The organism is Trichlorobacter sp. (assembly GCF_030247655.1).
Classification (GTDB): domain Bacteria; phylum Desulfobacterota; class Desulfuromonadia; order Geobacterales; family Pseudopelobacteraceae; genus Trichlorobacter.
The window spans coordinates 1-15,642 of the sequence record NZ_JAOTRZ010000057.1 but is presented as its reverse complement, the minus strand read 5'-3'; the positions used below and the strand labels follow the sequence as shown (position 1 = coordinate 15,642).

General features: G+C 52.8%; 17 protein-coding genes. 6 read left to right on the top strand and 11 right to left on the bottom strand.

Annotated features, from left to right (window positions below; translation table 11 throughout):
• The 5 genes from OEL57_RS07205 to OEL57_RS07185 form a co-directional block, all read left to right on the top strand.
• A partial coding sequence (locus OEL57_RS07205) for a glycosyltransferase (RefSeq protein WP_300739039.1) occupies nt 1-332 on the top strand: 332 nt, incomplete at its 5' end.
• Between the two features lie 5 nt (nt 333-337).
• The gene (locus OEL57_RS07200) at nt 338-1,141 is read left to right on the top strand and encodes a glycosyltransferase family 2 protein (protein WP_300739037.1); all 804 of its coding nucleotides are present in this window, start codon (nt 338-340) and stop codon (nt 1,139-1,141) included.
• Entirely contained in the window at nt 1,138-2,289 is a 1,152-nt protein-coding gene (locus tag OEL57_RS07195) for a glycosyltransferase family 4 protein (RefSeq protein ID WP_300739036.1), read from the top strand. Before OEL57_RS07200 ends, OEL57_RS07195 begins: the two co-directional genes overlap by 4 nt.
• Nucleotides 2,286-4,694: a YfhO family protein gene (locus tag OEL57_RS07190; protein WP_300739035.1), complete on the top strand. Its 2,409-nt coding sequence runs from the start codon at nt 2,286-2,288 to the stop codon at nt 4,692-4,694. Before OEL57_RS07195 ends, OEL57_RS07190 begins: the two co-directional genes overlap by 4 nt.
• Nucleotides 4,678-5,415, top strand: a complete 738-nt coding sequence (locus tag OEL57_RS07185; protein ID WP_300739034.1) for a tRNA1(Val) (adenine(37)-N6)-methyltransferase — start codon at nt 4,678-4,680, stop codon at nt 5,413-5,415. The genes OEL57_RS07190 and OEL57_RS07185 overlap by 17 nt, the downstream gene beginning before the upstream one ends.
• A gap of 58 nt (nt 5,416-5,473) precedes the next feature.
• Here the strand turns inward: OEL57_RS07185 and OEL57_RS07180 are convergent, their stop codons facing one another.
• The 3 genes from OEL57_RS07180 to OEL57_RS07170 are packed head-to-tail and all read right to left on the bottom strand — an operon-like array spanning nt 5,474 to nt 6,724.
• Nucleotides 5,474-5,743, bottom strand: a complete 270-nt coding sequence (locus tag OEL57_RS07180) for a chemotaxis protein CheX (protein WP_300739042.1) — start codon at nt 5,741-5,743, stop codon at nt 5,474-5,476.
• A gap of 6 nt (nt 5,744-5,749) precedes the next feature.
• Nucleotides 5,750-6,343, bottom strand: a complete 594-nt coding sequence (locus OEL57_RS07175) for a hypothetical protein (protein ID WP_300739032.1) — start codon at nt 6,341-6,343, stop codon at nt 5,750-5,752.
• A gap of 21 nt (nt 6,344-6,364) precedes the next feature.
• Nucleotides 6,365-6,724, bottom strand: a complete 360-nt coding sequence (locus OEL57_RS07170) for a response regulator (RefSeq protein WP_300739029.1) — start codon at nt 6,722-6,724, stop codon at nt 6,365-6,367.
• Nucleotides 6,725-6,906: 182 nt separating this feature from the next.
• Here OEL57_RS07170 and OEL57_RS07165 point away from each other — a divergent pair, with 182 nt between their 5' ends.
• The gene (locus tag OEL57_RS07165; protein ID WP_300739027.1) at nt 6,907-7,923 is read left to right on the top strand and encodes a peptidylprolyl isomerase; all 1,017 of its coding nucleotides are present in this window, start codon (nt 6,907-6,909) and stop codon (nt 7,921-7,923) included.
• Nucleotides 7,924-7,986: 63 nt separating this feature from the next.
• Here OEL57_RS07165 and OEL57_RS07160 read toward each other — a convergent pair whose 3' ends face one another.
• The 8 genes from OEL57_RS07160 to OEL57_RS07125 form a co-directional block, all read right to left on the bottom strand.
• The gene (locus OEL57_RS07160; protein WP_300739025.1) at nt 7,987-8,970 is read right to left on the bottom strand and encodes a hypothetical protein; all 984 of its coding nucleotides are present in this window, start codon (nt 8,968-8,970) and stop codon (nt 7,987-7,989) included.
• On the bottom strand, nt 8,967-9,431 hold the full coding sequence (locus OEL57_RS07155) for an EVE domain-containing protein (RefSeq protein WP_300739023.1): 465 nt from the start codon (nt 9,429-9,431) through the stop codon (nt 8,967-8,969). Before OEL57_RS07155 ends, OEL57_RS07160 begins: the two co-directional genes overlap by 4 nt.
• 100 nt (nt 9,432-9,531) lie before the next feature.
• Nucleotides 9,532-10,773 (bottom strand): DUF1015 domain-containing protein, encoded by a 1,242-nt coding sequence (locus OEL57_RS07150; protein ID WP_300739020.1) that lies wholly within the window; start codon nt 10,771-10,773, stop codon nt 9,532-9,534.
• A gap of 15 nt (nt 10,774-10,788) precedes the next feature.
• On the bottom strand, nt 10,789-11,709 hold the full coding sequence (locus OEL57_RS07145; protein ID WP_300739017.1) for an NlpC/P60 family protein: 921 nt from the start codon (nt 11,707-11,709) through the stop codon (nt 10,789-10,791).
• A gap of 3 nt (nt 11,710-11,712) precedes the next feature.
• A protein-coding gene (gene prfB / locus OEL57_RS07140) for a peptide chain release factor 2 (RefSeq protein ID WP_300739014.1) occupies nt 11,713-12,832 on the bottom strand; the annotation gives its coding sequence in 2 pieces (ribosomal slippage) (nt 11,713-12,762 and nt 12,764-12,832; 1,119 coding nt in all).
• Nucleotides 12,833-12,963: 131 nt separating this feature from the next.
• A complete protein-coding gene (locus tag OEL57_RS07135; RefSeq protein WP_300739011.1) occupies nt 12,964-14,226 on the bottom strand; it encodes a cytochrome-c peroxidase in 1,263 nt (420 codons plus the stop codon).
• An 89-nt stretch (nt 14,227-14,315) separates the two neighbouring features.
• Nucleotides 14,316-15,095, bottom strand: a complete 780-nt coding sequence (locus OEL57_RS07130) for a hypothetical protein (protein WP_300739008.1) — start codon at nt 15,093-15,095, stop codon at nt 14,316-14,318.
• A gap of 142 nt (nt 15,096-15,237) precedes the next feature.
• On the bottom strand, nt 15,238-15,642 hold a 405-nt coding region (locus tag OEL57_RS07125; protein ID WP_300739005.1), incomplete at its 5' end, for an apolipoprotein N-acyltransferase.

Sequence of the window (15,642 nt, the reverse complement as noted above, 5' to 3'; positions counted from 1 at the left end):
TTCCCTTGCTCTATAATCTGGCTCGCCTGCTTGTTTCTCCGTCGCTTTTTGAAGGATTCGGTATTCCGTTGGTGGAGGCGATGGCCTGTGGCTGCCCGATCATCTGTGCCGAAAGCAGCTCGCTTCCCGAGGTGGCCGGAGATGCGGGGGTTTTGTTTAACCCCCATGATCCTGAAGAGTTGGCCGGGAAGATCTGGCAACTTTGGCATAACTATGCCAGACTGCAGGCCATGGCTGAGCGGGGTATACAGCGGGCAAAGCTGTTTACCTGGGAAGAAACAGCGCGAAAAACAGTGCAGGTGTATGAAGCGGCAGGGAGATTGCTGCGGTGACTTCGGTGACTTTTTCGATAATAACGCCGACCATGAACAGTGCTGCTCACCTGGAGGCAACCATCACCAGTGTTTTGAACCAGCAAGGAGTAGTGCTTGAATATCTGTTGATTGACGGCGGCTCCACCGATGAAACCCTTGCCATCATCAAGCGTTATGCAGCTTTCGATGGTCGTATCCGCTGGATCTCGGAGCCTGACCGGGGCATTTCGGATGCCTTTAACAAGGGGATTCAGCTGGCCACGGGGGAGGTTATCGGTATCATCAACTCCGATGACCTGTACGAGCAGGGGGCGTTGGCGCTGGTCTGTGAACAGTTTACACAGTCGCCCCATTGTGATTTGGTGCATGGTGATATGCTGCGGGTCGAGGGGGAGCGTCCGTTGTTCAGAATGGTGCCCGGACCGGTCGGATCACTGATCTGGCGGGAGATGCCGATCAATCATCCGGCCACCTTTGTCAAGGCGGCCTGTTATCGCAGTTGGGGATGGTTTGACACCGGGCTTTCCCTGACCATGGACTACGAACTGGTACTGCGTTTCTATCGCGCCGGTTGCTGTTTTTGCTATCTGCCCCATGTGCTGGCACGTATGCGTTATGGCGGGGCGAGCGACAATCGTTTTCGGGCGGTGCGTAGTGAGCTGGTGCGGGTAACCGTTTCCAACGGCTATCCTCGCTGCAAGGCGATCTGGTGGTACATCTATTACCTGTTGGCCGGGACACTTAAGCTGTTGCTGCGGCGAACCGGACTTCATGCTGTTATTCGGTTGCACCCCAAATTCAGACCGCTTTCCGGGGATACATTATGAAAATCGCTATTGATGCCTCCACCCTTTCCACCCAGGGGGGGCCACGGACCTATGTCCTCGGATTGCTTGAAGCTTTATTGCGGATTGATACGGTTAACAGCTATCTGATTTTCTATAATGATCCTGTACATCTGGGGAGGTTCCCCCAGGCACGGGAGATTGTGCTGCCGGGTAAAAAACCATTGGCCAGATTGTGGCGTGAGCATCTGCTGCTGCCACGCGCCTGTCGTAACGAAGCGGTTGATCTGCTACACTGCCCAAAGAGTGCCATTCCCTATCATGCGCCGTGTCCCGTGGTGGTTACCCTCCATGACCTGATTCCGCTGAAACATCCCGAGACTGAAACCTTTGCTGCTCGACTGTACTGGCGTTTGCAGATCCCGATTGCTGCCCGGCGCAGTACCTGCATCATCACCGATTCTGAACATGCCCGCCAGGAGATTCTTGCAGATTTTAACTGCCCGGAAGAAAAGGTCAGGGCGATCATGCTCGGTTTTGATGCTGCCATGCTGCAACCGCGTACTGCTCCAGAAACCGATGCCATTCTTCTTAAATATCGGCTTCCGACCGAGTATCTGCTCTATGTGGGGACGATTCAGCCACGCAAGAATCTGGCAACGGTGATAGAGGCATTTTACCGTTTAAAGCAGCGTACACACAGCGATATCAAGCTGGTTGTTGTTGGCCGTAAAGGCTGGCTGTATGAACAGCTTTTTGTACGTATAAAAGAGCTGGGCCTTGAAACCGAGATCATCTTTACCGGGTTTGTTTCTGACGCAGAGCTCCCCTTTATCTATGACCGGGCCAGAGTCTTTATCTATCTGTCTCTTTTTGAGGGGTTTGGTCTGCCCCCCCTTGAAGCGATGGCCTGTGGAGTACCGGTTATTACCTCCAACACCACCTCGTTACCCGAGGTGGTGGGGGATGCCGGTATTACTCTTGTCCCAACGGATAGTGATGGCGTAGCTGCTGCTTTAGCGCAGATTCTCAATGGCCAGGAGCTGGCTTCCCGGATGACAAAGGCGGGCAGGGACCGTGCCCGCCTTTTTTCCTGGGATGCTGCAGCCAGGGAAACCCTTGAGGTCTATGCAGAAGCGGCAGGAGCTGCTGACCGGCACGGTGATCGAAAAACGGTGGGGAAGCCATGAACAATCGACGTCTGGATCTGGCTACTCTGGCGCTCCTGTTTGGCTGCCTGGTGGTTTCTTTTGCCTCAATCCTGTTTACCGACAAGGTTATTCGTGCGCCGGATATCCTGAATGAATATTACTGGAGTGCGCTCAAGCTATCAAAACAGTCGCTCAGCGATATCTTTCAGATCAAGTTGCATGCACTTTGGGATATCTATGGCAATGGTGGCAATACCCTCGATGGTGGTGGGCAGGCAGGCCAACTGCTAGTCTGGCAGGGGCTTTTGTACCGGATGGTGCCGCTGCCGGTCAGTATCGCGTGGTTTATCGTGTTACATCTTTTTGTGGCGGCTACCGGTGTTTTTTTCTGGTGCAGAGCGTTGGGGACGAGCCGGACAGCTGCCCTGATTGCCGGAGTGATCTTTGCCCTGGCGCCTGAAATGGTCACTCTGATCAATGCCGGACATGTACTGAAGATCGCCACCATCAGCTTTGCCCCCTGGGCCTTCTTTTGTCTTGCAAGGGGATATCAGGAAAAGCGGCTGGTCTGGTTTCTTGCCACCGGCTGCGTGCTGGCGCTGCAGTTCTTTCACACCCACTGGCAGATTGCCTACTATACCTGTCTTGCAATCGGCCTGTATGGACTGTTTCATCTGGTTGCCGAGTGGCGGCAGGAACAGCAAACCAGCGGTTGGAACAGGACGCGGGTTGTGCTGATGACGCTGCTGGTACCGCTTTTTTTTCTGTCATCAGTAGCAATGGACCTGCTGCCGCTTAAGGCCTGGTCGCAGGATACTAATCGCGGTGTACAGTCAGGTTCAAATCAGGGCAAGGGGGGACTTGATCGTGAAGAGGCGATGCAATGGTCAATGCCGCCGGAGGAGCTTGCCACCTATCTGATACCGGGTATGTTCGGCCTTTCCCGTCAGGAGGCCGGCGACAGGCCCAGGCAGGGGACGGTCTACTACTGGGGCAGGATGGTTTTTACCCAGACATCAAGCTACATAGGCCTGCTTCCCTGGCTGTTGCTTCCGCTGCCGCTGCTGTTGATGCGTGACCGTCAGACCTGGTTCTGTGTTGCCATTATTGCTCTTGGGCTGCTAATTGCAATGGGGAAATATACACCGGTCTATCACTGGCTGTTTGATCATTTTCCCGGTATGAGCCGATTCCGGGTACCCAAGATGTTCCTGTTTATCCCGCTTGCCGCTGTCAGCCTGTTGGCTGCCCGGGGTATAGACCTGTTACGGAGACAGGAACTGCTCGAAACACCAGTGGTCCAGAGATACCTTGCTGCTGTCGTGTCATTACCGCTGCTACTGGGGGGGCTGCTTGCAACCGAACTTATCTGGTCTTCCGGGTGGATAGGGCTGTTGTCAGATCTGCTGCTGCAACCGACCCGCTACCAGCAGGGCGTAGATCTGGCAACACAGCGCTGGGTGAATCTGATTGATGAAACAAAAATAGCTGTCATGTTTTCAGCAGGCTATGCCTTGCTGATCTATCAGGTTGTCAAGAGGAATTGTTTGCGACTTATGGCACCGTATCTGCTTTTGGTGCTTTTTCTGCTGGACGTCGGGCGGATCAATAGTGCTATGCTGGTCACTACTACGCTGCCGCAAACCAATCGTCGTGATCACCTTTCTCTTTCTGTCGACTATCTTGCCTCACAATCAAAGGAGTACCGGTTGCTCCCGCTTGCCTCAGGCAGCGAACAGTTTGCGCTGCACAAGATTCCGGTACTGTATACCTCTATGCCGGTCCAAAAGGTGCGTTGGCAGCAGTATCTTGATACCCTTTCACTGCAGAATTCCTTGCCTGATATTATGAACGTGCGCTGGCTGGTTGCCGATGAACAGCTGTACGAGCAGAATAAGGAAAAGTTTGGGGATCGGTATCCGGTGGTCTCTCGTGGTGGTGGTGAGGTTGTGCTGGAAAACCGGCAGGTGCTGCCCAAGGCATGGCTGGTAAGTAAAGCGTTTGTTGTTCCGGATCAGACACAGCGTCTGGCTAAACTGCAAAGTCAGGAATTCCAGCCTGCAACTGAAGCAGTGGTGGAGTCAGCACCTCTGCTGCCATTATCGCAAGTCAGAAGTAGTGGAGTAGTTACCGTCAAGAAATACGAAGGCGAGCGTATCGATATTGGTGTTGATGTTGCTGTAAACAGCCTGCTGGTGCTGGGAGAAAAATACCATAACGGCTGGAAAGCAGCTGTTGACGGTAAACCAGCCACCATCGTCCCGGTCAACCACATTCTGCGCGGGGTCTACCTGACACCGGGCAAGCATACGGTAGAGTTTCGTTTTGATCCGCTGCCGTTCAAGATCGGCAAATGGCTGACCTTGGGGTCATTTGTCCTGTTTGGCGTAATTGCGGTTCGGGAATGGTGGTTGCGGAGACGGGAACATGCAGGAACGGCCTGATCTGACTAGAGATGAGTTGAAACGGTTTGATCTAACGTTATTGCAACCGAAGCAGGGTTACCGTTTTAGTCTGGATCCGCTTTTGCTGTGTGATTTTTGCGCTGTAAGCCAGGAAACGTCCATTGTTGATCTTGGCACCGGCTGCGGTGTCATGGCGTTGATTTTGGCGCGGATGGCTGCAGATGCCCATGTTACCGCTTTTGAACAGGATGCTGCTGCTGTAGAGCTGGCTCGGCAAAATACTCTTCTGAACGGGCTTGATGGTCAGGTGGTTGTACTGCATGAGGATGTGTTGCATCTCCGGCGCCATCTGGCGGTTTCTTGCTGCGATCTGGTGGTTAGTAATCCACCCTATCATAAGCAGGGCCGGGGCCGGTTAAACCCCCATGCAGGAAAGCTGGCTGCCCGTCATGAGACCACGGCAGGGTTGGCTGATTTTCTGGCTGCGGCCAAGTATCTGGTCAAACCGTCCGGCAGGATCTGTATGGTGCATCATGCGGACCGTCTGCCTGAATTGTTGGCTGAGGCTGTGGCACAGAAACTTGCCGTGCTACGGCTGAGGATGGTGCATGGCCTGCCGGATGCTCCAGCCAAGGTATTTCTGGTGGAGTTGGCCAAAGGAAGGAATAACGTTAATCTGCAGATCATGCCACCGCTTCTGGTGAGAAATGATGCTGAAAATTATACCGATGAGCTTAACAGAATTTTGCTTGGAAAATGAAAGGGCACCGTGATGGGGTGCCCTTTCTACTAAACAGTACAGTATTTTGTGTGAAGCTCTATTGTTTGATGAATAGTGCCATTTCCATGGTTTCATTGTCACTCACATGGATAGGGAAAACAACGCAACGGTAATTGGCTGGAACAGTCAGTCCGCTGGCGGCAGGGTGCAGGGTAATCGGTGGGTTGATGTCAAGTGTAACCCCCATTTGTGATGCCTTTGCCACTACGTTGCCACAGACAATATTTACAAATTCCATGACGGTGTCTTCAAGGATTTCATCATCCTCATTCTCAACATCATCTTCTTTGAGAATCGCCTTGGCAATTGTCTTCTAAATACCGGCTGAGACCGAGAGCAGATAGCGGGCGGTCAGGTCACCGCTCAGGTCCATGGCAGCAACCATGTGATTGCAGGAAAGTACACTGGTCTCAACGAATTTTCCAGGCCGGAACTGAATGCCAAGCACGCGGGTGATCATTTTGTAGGTCAGGTCAACCGTCATTTCCCAGGCGGCAGTGTTTTCATTCAGCCAGCCAGGTAGCTCAACGCGGTTGGCAATGTAGGGGGCCTGATCCGCCTTGAACGCCTCAAGGTACTGCTCCAGTTTTTCCGGAGTAAGTGCGCCAACCTTGACCAGAGCCTCTCCAATGTACAGATGAGTCGCCTTTTGGTGGGAAATGACCTCATCCAGTTGAATTGGTGAAAGAAAGCCAAGATCAACCAGCAAATCTCCCAACTTCATATCTTTCGATAGCTGGGCCGAATGCGCGGTTTCAATATCCTGCTGAGTGATGAACCCCATGGCAACGGCCATCTCACCCAGTTTAAGGTTGGTCCGTTCCTGAAGTTCTATAGCGTGGAGCAGTGACTCTCCGGTCACCGCATCCTGCTCCACTAAAAATTGTCCAAAGAATTTTACTGCCATTGGCTTAGCCCCCCAGCCCTGTTAGAGCGCCCGCAGGATACGCAGCACGTTTTCCGTTTCAAACGGCTTTGAAATAACATTTTTAGCCCCAAGCTTGATGGCCTCGGTAAATTTATCTCCGACACCGCCCAGGGAGGTGACCATTACCACCTGCACCGCCTTGTCCAGCATAACCAGGCTACGCAGGGCGGTCAGACCATCCATACCGGGCATGTTCATGTCCATGCAGATGATGTCAGGATCTTCACTGTGGTTCATTTTGATGGCTTCAGCCCCGTTTTTCGCATGACCAACACAAACGAAATCGCCGGAATCGTTAATGATCTTTTCCAGCTGGCGGGTTACGGAGAGGCTGTCATCAACGACGAGCACCTTCTTCATAGACACCTTACCTCCCAGTGTGGCGTTGTGACCCTGCTCAAAGGCAGGTTTAGCATGCGGGAACTGTACTCGAAAGTTGGTGAAATGTCAAAAATGATTCTGCATAAATTTCCGCTTTTTCCTTGATTCACAGCGTGTTATACATTCCTAATCAAATCAACACCAAAGGAGATTGTACTGTCATGATGTTCAATCGTCGTTTAACCATTGCGGTACTGGTGGCTGCTGTATCCATGATGGGTAGTGCCGGAGCCTTTGCTGCAGAGAAAAAAAAGGCTGCGCCAGCGCCAACCGCTGTTGAAAAGCCTAAACCGTTACCTGATCCGGTTGCTCGGGTGAATGGTGTTGCCATTCCTGCTGCGGATCTACAGAAGGCGCTGGCGGCCTTCAGTAAATCCCCCTCAGCGGCACAGGTGCCGCCAGGTCAGGAAAAAGCGGTGCAGCAGTTTCTATTGAATCAGATGATCGGCGGTGAGCTGATGTATCAGGTCGCCAAGAATACCCCGGTTAAGGATCAGGATAAGCAGATTAACGATGCACTTGGCAGGTTAAAGGCCCGTTTCAAGACAGAGGATGAGTATAAGAAAGGTCTGCAGGAGCAGGGCTTGAATGAAAAAGACCTGCGTGAGCTGATTCAACGTAATGTGGTTATTGAGAATCATATTGAGCAGGTGGTTGTACCCAAGCAGGTAGTGACTGATGCAGAGGTGAAGGAATTTTACGACAAGAACCCTGAGACCTTTACCCAGCCCGAGCAGGTTCGGGCCAGCCATATCCTGATTACACTGGATGCCAAGGCAACCGATGCTGATAAAAAGAAGGCTAAAGAGAAGATTGAAGGGCTCTTGAAGCAGGCTAAAGCTGGTGCTGATTTTGCCAAGCTGGCTCAGGAGAATTCAGGGTGCCCCAGCAGCAAGCAGGGCGGAGATCTGGGCTATTTTGGTAAAGGCCAAATGGTGAAGCCGTTTGAAGAAACCGCTTTTTCCATGAAACCGGGTGAGGTAAGCGGTGTGGTGGAGACCCAGTTCGGCTATCATATTATCAAGCTGATTGAGAAAAAGGCTCCTTCAAAGATTCCGTTTAATGATGTAAAAGCCAAAATTACAGATTCACTTAAGCGCAAAAAAGTGAGTGAGGCAATCAACTCCATCATGGAGGATGCCAAGAAGAAGGCTAAAATTGAAGTGTACCTGAAGTAGTAGTGGGGTAACTTAGAGTAGTAAGATGTAAGGCCGGTGCCTGTTGCAGGAACCGGCCTTTTGTTATTTAGGGCCGGTCACCGTTGTTGATGCACCTGCTGCCAGGCCCGAAAAATAAGTAGTGCCAAGGTATTCTCCGGAATAATAGATTGTTGCCTTGCCTGCTGCCAGCGGTAAGGCAGAATTGTTTTTAATGGTGATAGAAAAACCAGGGATCGGGCTGGCTGTGACCTGCTCTTTTTCTGTGGGTAGCTGCCAGTTCGCCAGATGTGCTGAACCAGCGGTTGAGAAAGGATAGGTCTGGGTTGGTTGACCTGCGCTGACTGCAGCAGGAGTGACGCTGATTGTATAACCATCGGGCAGCGTGCTGGTGTCTGCTGCCAGTGCTAGCAGCGCAGTGCCGTTGCCTTGAATACGGATATCGTAACGTGGTGTCCAGCCTCCGTCTTTCAGCAGAGCAGCAACCCTGATGCGGCTTGTTGCCGGTGTTACTGAGACCCGTACCGTAGGCCCACCGACTGCGGTTTTCTGCAGGCCCGCCAGTCTTCCCTCAACCCGTTTCAGATCCTGCTCGGCGCGGCGACGTGCCGTAAAGACTGCTTCCAGCTGGGCAATGGCAAAATCGGTACCTTGTCTCACGGATGTCATCGGGTCTGGATTGGTCTTGGTCTTACGGGGTGCCTTGGAGCTTTGTGATTTGGCTGCCGCTGCAAAGATCCCTTCCCTTGTGTCCAGGGCCTTCAGTCGATCCTCAAGACGATGCTTCTGCTCTGTCAGACTATCCAGCTCTTTTTGCAGCTTGTCGGATGTCTTGAACGGGAGCAGATCAACGCGACCGATGCTGTAGCTGCTGTCCAGTGGCCTGACCCTCAGTGTCGCCTCCTTGACTGGCGCTGGAAATGAAAACTCGGCAACTCCCCTTTTCGCAGTGATCTCAACCTCAATCAGGCTGGCATCGGAAAACAGGGTCAGCTGCCGTGGGGCAGCATGGGCCAGAGATGTCACGCTAAGCAGTGTCAGGCAGAGCAACAGACAGCGTATAATCACGGGAGACCTCCCAGCTGCAAAATAGTGGTGTACTGTTCTTCTGTGATGGGCTGGATGGAAAGACGGCTGCGGTTAACCAGCGGCATGCCGGTCAGCAGCGGATGCTCGCGGATCAGGGAAAGCGGTACTTCAGAAGGTAATGCCTGGTCAGCCCGGACATCAACCATGTACCAGATCGGCTTGTCAGGCGTTGCCTTGGGATCAAAGTGATCGGCATTCGGATCAAGGGCAGTATGGTCCGGGTAGCCGTCACGCACCACTGTGCAGAGACCAACCACCGCCGGTTCAGGGATGGAACTGTGGTAGAAAAGTACCCGGTCACCGGGCTTGATCTCATCCCTCAGAAAGTTCCGGGCCTGAAAGTTACGCACCCCGTCCCAATGTTCAGTTGCGTTGAGACGGGCCTGCAGATCCTGAAACGAAAAACAGCCCGGTTCTGATTTGAAGAGCCAATAACGCATGAAAACCCCAATCAAAATGGCACGCGGATAACGCTGATACAGCGGATCAACGCTGATCAGCGGCAATCAGCTCAATCCGCGTGCTATTGCTTTTGATTCATTACGACAGCAGATGTACAAACAGTCCGCTTCTTAACTTCGGTTCAAACCAGGTGGATTTGGGGGGCATGATCTGGTCATCGTCCGCCAGATCCATCAGCTCTTTGATGCCGGTGGGATACATGGAAAAGGCAACCGCATATTCACCGCTATCCACCAACCGCACCAGCTCACCCAGACCGCGAATCCCGCCTACAAAGCTGATCCGCTTGTCTGTGCGGGGGTTTTCAATCCCCAGCATCGGGTGCAGCAGGTGATTTTGCAGGATCGAGACATCCAGCCGCCCAACGGTGCTACCTTCATCAGTCAGTTCCGGCTTGGCCTGTAGCTGGTACCATTGACCGCCAAGGTACATGCCGAACTGATGCCGTGCCTCCGGTGCCAGTGGTGCAGATACCGGGGCAACCTCAAAGCATGTTGCAACACGGGCCAGAAACTGTGCTGCATCCAGCCCGTTCAGGTCCTTAACCACCCGGTTATAGGGCATGATGTTCAGTTGGCTTTCCGGAAAGATCACCGTCAGGAAGAAGTTATACTCTTCATTGCTGGTATGATCGGGATTGGCTGCCTTGCGCAGGTCCCGCACCTTTGCTGCTGCAGCGCTGCGGTGGTGACCGTCGGCAACATACAGGGTTGGTATGTTGCTGAACAGTTTGGTAAGGTGGTCAATCAGATACGGATCTGCAACCACCCAGAGCTTGTGGGAAACGCCATCGTTAGTGGTAAAATTATAGTCTGGTGGTTCGTAAGATGCCTCAGACAGAATTGTTTCCACTTCAGGATTATCGCGAAAGATGTAGAAGACCGGCTCGTCATTGGCATCCAGCGTGTCAATATGCTTGATCCGGTCCTCTTCCTTGTCTGCCCGTGTATGCTCATGTTTTTTGATGGCGCCGGTCACATAATCATCAACCGCTGCGCAGGCCACCAGCCCGGTTTGGACAATGGAACCCATCCGCTGACGGTAGATGTAGTAACAGGGGGCCGCTTCCTGTACCAGTACCTTTCGTTCAATAAAACTCTGCAGATTCAGCTTGCCCTGGCTGTGTACCTCGTTGGCATGGGGGTCCACCGAGGCTGGCAGATCGATTTCAGGTCTGGAAATATGGAGAAATGAGTCGCTGTTTTCGCCAGCCATCTGGCGGGCCTCCTCCACATCCATCACGTCATAGGGGAGGGCAGCCACACGGGGGGCCAGGTGTACGGGAGGCCGCAGGGCCTCAAACGGTCTGATGATTGCCATGGTTTGCTCCTGCTGTTATTGAATATAGCGTCGGGCGCCCACAAAACGACGCTCAAAGTAGGATTCATCAACTGATGCGGTCTTGATATCTTCACCCCGTTTGGGGGCGTGCACAAACTTGCCGTTGCCGACATAGATGCCAACATGGGTAATGGATGACTCTGAAGCGCCAAAGAAGACCAGGTCGCCATCCCGTAGTTCTGCCTTGTTAATCGGGTTACCGGCCTTGTACTGTTCCCGTGAAGTGCGAGGGATGTTAATGCCACAGAGATTGTAGACCGCCTTGGTGAAACCGCTGCAGTCCAAGCCATCCACCACGGTATTACCGCCCCACTGGTACGGGATGCCAACAAACCTCTCTGCAGTGCGGGCGGCAATGTAGCCCAGGTCACGTTCCCCCGGCTTGGTTACTGGTGGTCTGGCAACCGGTTTGGTTGGTGTTGATTCATCAACCGGCAGGCCCAGCTCATTGGTTGGCGGTGGATAGGGTTTGAGCGGCTTGTGTAGCTCAGGACGATTCTGTTTAATGACCGGCTCTTTAGAATTGGCAAAAACCACCTCATTGGGAGGGGCGATGTAGAAGCTGTCAATCAGCTTGTCTGCCACCAGTCTATTGGCAGCGGTACGAGCCTTTTCTTTGGTGGGGAAATCACCAAATCGTACCGCATAGATGCCGTTGTCCTTGCGATAGTAGAATGCTTCAATCCCTTTGTCCTGCAACCGGTTGGCAAAACGCTCGGCATTTTTTACATCGGAAAAGGCCCCCATCTGGATCGCAAACCCCAGACGGCTGACCCCTTTGGCGTATTTGACGCTGCTACCGGTTTTAAGTGGTTCCTGGCGCCCCTTGCCAGCCTTGGGCGAGGCGCAGCCGTAGGTTACGGTCAATCCAAGTGTTACTACTACCAGATAGCAGATGGTGATAATCTGTTTCATGGCCTAATCCTCGTCCTTGACATCACGCCGGACACCCATCAGAAAGGGGATTACAAAGTCATCCAAAGCACCGTCAAGCACGGAATCGGGGTTGCCTGACTCTACACCGGTACGCAGATCCTTGACCATCTTGTAAGGGTGCAGCACATAGGAGCGAATCTGGCTACCCCAGCCGATCTCCCGCTTTTCGCCAGCAATTTCGGATGCCTTGGCGTTGCGCTCTTCCATCTCTTTTTCATACAGCTTGGCCCGCAGCACCTTCATGGCAGTGGCGCGGTTCAGGATCTGGCTGCGTTCAGACTGGCAGGCAACCACGATGTTGGTGGGGAGGTGGGTGATCCGCACCGCTGAATCTGTGGTGTTAACGTGCTGACCACCAGAACCGCTGGAACGGTAGGTATCTACCCGCAGGTCAGAGTCTGCAATGCGGATATCAATATCCTCTTCTTCAATTTCGGGAAAGACAAAGACCGAGGCAAAAGAAGTGTGGCGACGGTTATTGCTGTCAAAGGGCGAGAGTCTGACCAGACGATGAACCCCGGCCTCGGCCTTGAGGTGGCCATAGGCAAATTCACCGGAAACGCTGAAGGTGGCAGACTTGAGGCCGGCCTCTTCGCCGTCCTGATAGTCGGTAATCACTGCCTTCCAGCCCTTTTTTTCACAGTAACGCAACAACATCCTCAGCAGCATGTTGGCCCAGTCCTGGGATTCTGTACCGCCTGCACCGGAGTTGACCGACACAAAACAGCCGTTACGATCATGGGTGCCGGACAGCATCCGCTGGAATTCGGCCTCTTCAACACCGCTTTTCAAACGCTCATTCATCTGCTGGACTTCGGCCAGGGTATCTTCATCCTCAGCCTCGGCACCTAACTCAATCATCACCCGTACATCATCAGCCTGACGGTTGAGTGAGTCCCACGACTGCAGCAGTTTTTCAATCACCGTACGTTTTTTCAGGATATCCTGGGAACCGGAGGGGTCATCCCAAAAACCAGGGGCAGCGATACGGGCATCAAGTTCCTGCAACTCTTCCCGTTTGCTATCCAGGTCAAAGAGACCTCCGAAGAGAGGAAATTCGGTTGGTCATATCATCAAGCAGTGCAACTTCTTCGCGGTACATAGGGGCTCCTGCAGGGGAATAATTTCAGGGCATACTATCGTCTGATCAAGGGGGCGAGGTCAAGGGGTTTATAATATTATGTGTGCCTGAGAGCAACCCTGGGCGAGTTGCTCTCAGGCAGGTATGGTGGACTATTTTTTCCAGTACCCATCGGAGAGTGTCTGCATGAAGAGTACAATTGCATTTTCTTCCGCATCGGTAAGTCCCAGATTGCCCATTTCAGAACTATTCATATTCATAGCTGTTTCTGGCAGCGGCCAGCAGCTGACCTTCTCCCCTTTTTCTCCTGGTTTGCAGATCGGCAGGCTGTCACGGGTGTTATAGAAATGGACGATCTCCTTCAGGCTTTTGAAGTAGCCGTTATGACCGAATGCCTTGACAAAGCCGGGAGCAGGGCGTTTGTCAACATTCCGCAGAGTGGGAACCTTGTGCTTTCCGTATTCGGTACGGGTTTTGGCAGACCAGGCCTTCTCACCGGACAGAAAACCGCCCAGGCCTGGATCAATCCATGCTGAACCGTCCGGATTATATATCATCTTCTGGGTGTAAAACGGGTTGTCGGGGTTGCGGGGGATGCCAAGGTTGTCGTAGGTGAAGTCGGTAAACAACGGTTTTTTACCACTTGACGGGTGGCATTGTGAGCATTTTCCTTTGCCATTGAACAACTTCAGACCCAGCTGCTCCTGTTTGCTCAGTTTAAGCTTTCCTGCAAGGAATGCATCAAATTTGGAGCTGAAGGGATTCACCTCCGGTGAGAGCTCAAATGCTGCGATTATCAGGGCAATGGCATCATAGGCGGCATCTACTTTTTTCCGCTCTCCGGGAGGGAGGCTGGCCTTGTAGCCGTCAGTTGAGCAAAACTTGTCCTGATCGGCAGGCCATTTGATGTCGCAGATGCCAGGATGCAGTTTTTGCAGATCAGCTGCGTAAGGTGCGGTGCAAACCCGGCTGACCACACAGGCAGCATCAGTGAAGCTGTGTTCAAGCGGATTCAGAAAGGGGCCCTGAGCCTGTTCTGCTGCAGTGCTTTTCAGCCGTTTGCCGGTGGCGCGACCATCCCAGAAGGCCCCGCCGATAAAGGCCTTTTCCTTTTTGTCCCACGCAAGTACAGGGCTTTGAGCTACGTATGAGGCGCTGGGCGGTCGGCGGTTGCCGAAGCGATCGCTGAACGAGCCGTTATATACACCGCCGTGGCTGTTCAATGTGCTGTCAGGACCACTCCAACCTGCTTCCGGTGCATGGCAGGTAGCACAGGACTGGTTGCGCAGTGCCGACAGGTTCGTGTCAAAAAAAATCTGCTTACCCACCTGCTGTGCAGGCGTTAATGTGACAGCTGAGGCCGCTGTGGCACTTGCAAGGCCGATGAACAACAACACCAGGGCGAACGGTTGCATAGACTCTCCAGATGTTAGAAGGATTGCAGATGGTGTCTACACTATATAGCATGGACTTTCCTTCAGACAATGTGTTTGAGCTGTTTTGCCTAGAATTTAAGAACAAGGGCGCTTTGCAGGGTAATATCAGTCTCCGGTTTGTTGAGGCCAAACTTTGCACCTGCGGCGATATCAAGATATTCAGTCAGGCTGTAGATGAGACCGGCACAGCTGAAAACCGGCATTTCAGAGGTTGTCTTATCCAGATTGGTACCTGTGCCGATATCCGCTACTACCTGGAGGTCTTTGGTCGCCTGCCACGCAGCTGAAATTGAAGCACTCCATATGTCAGGTCGCAGTCCCTCCCGGTCAGCTTCTGACTGATAATTATAGTGAAGATAGCCAAGGTTAACATTAAAACTGACCGGCTCAAACTGTTTGCCAACGATTAGGACGCCGCCCCAGAACGGCGCATAGTCTTTTGCATTACCGGACGGCATATATGAGTAACCGAGATCAGGACGTAGTGCAAAGGTGTAGCCGCCTACCTCATATACTTTGATTTTAGAGCTTATTTTGAAGTCTACTGCGTCAGGTTCCGATGAATCAACGCCGACTGTTGATGACGTACCCCATGTGCGTGCAAACTCGAGTACCAGATCAACCGGGTCAGCCACCCCGTAGGTAAATGCAGACGTGATCTGGGAAGTAGTGCTTTTTGTGGCTATGCCATCGGTAAGATCACGGTCAAATCCAACTCTGCCACAGATCTCAAACTGCCCTTTGCCGGTACCCAGCGTATTGGCATCATCTGTGAGAAGCGGTGTTGCTGCCCAGGCAGGCGCTGTAATCAGACAGGAAGCGATAACTGACGCTATTACGGATTTCACGTAACCTCCTTATTAATAAAAAGATTTATAAGTGATTCTGGATCAGTCCGGTGGCTAGGCATCAATGTAAGACAGAGACATGGCGTGATGATTTAATCACAGATTGATTCCCCATTCTGCTAAACGTTGAAGCATCAGCGGATCAGCTTCTGGCAGGCTGTTTGCGGCGCCAGTGCACCAGCAGTAACAGTACCGATAGTCCCAGGCAGCTGAGGGCAAAAAAATCTCCAAGCTTCAGATAGGGTGCATCGGCGCTACCCGGTTGCACCTCACCCACCATAATCGCCTCTTTGAACAATGAGGTCATGCCTTTGATATGGCCGTTTTGATCAATGATGGAGGTTATGCCTGTGTTGGCGGCACGGATCAGTGGAGTCCGCGTTTCAACCGCCCGGAAGGCGGCCATGGAGAGGTGCTGGTAGGGAGCGGATGAACGACCGAACCAGGCGTCGTTGGTGATGTTGACCAGAACCCGGCTGCCTGCGTTGACCTGAGCCCGGGCCAGTTCCGGGAAGATAACTTCGTAGCAGACCAGCACCCCCAGAGG

Excerpts from the sequence above, each read along its gene's own strand:
- OEL57_RS07195 (WP_300739036.1), top strand. The coding sequence starts at position 1,138 with ATGAAAATCGCTATTGATGCCTCCACCCTTTCCACCCAGGGGGGGCCA.
- OEL57_RS07190 (WP_300739035.1), top strand. The coding sequence starts at position 2,286 with ATGAACAATCGACGTCTGGATCTGGCTACTCTGGCGCTCCTGTTTGGC.
- OEL57_RS07185 (WP_300739034.1), top strand. The coding sequence starts at position 4,678 with ATGCAGGAACGGCCTGATCTGACTAGAGATGAGTTGAAACGGTTTGAT.
- OEL57_RS07175 (WP_300739032.1), bottom strand. The coding sequence starts at position 6,343 with ATGGCAGTAAAATTCTTTGGACAATTTTTAGTGGAGCAGGATGCGGTG.
- OEL57_RS07170 (WP_300739029.1), bottom strand. The coding sequence starts at position 6,724 with ATGAAGAAGGTGCTCGTCGTTGATGACAGCCTCTCCGTAACCCGCCAG.
- OEL57_RS07165 (WP_300739027.1), top strand. The coding sequence starts at position 6,907 with ATGATGTTCAATCGTCGTTTAACCATTGCGGTACTGGTGGCTGCTGTA.
- OEL57_RS07155 (WP_300739023.1), bottom strand. The coding sequence starts at position 9,431 with ATGCGTTATTGGCTCTTCAAATCAGAACCGGGCTGTTTTTCGTTTCAG.
- OEL57_RS07150 (WP_300739020.1), bottom strand. The coding sequence starts at position 10,773 with ATGGCAATCATCAGACCGTTTGAGGCCCTGCGGCCTCCCGTACACCTG.
- OEL57_RS07145 (WP_300739017.1), bottom strand. The coding sequence starts at position 11,709 with ATGAAACAGATTATCACCATCTGCTATCTGGTAGTAGTAACACTTGGA.
- OEL57_RS07135 (WP_300739011.1), bottom strand. The coding sequence starts at position 14,226 with ATGCAACCGTTCGCCCTGGTGTTGTTGTTCATCGGCCTTGCAAGTGCC.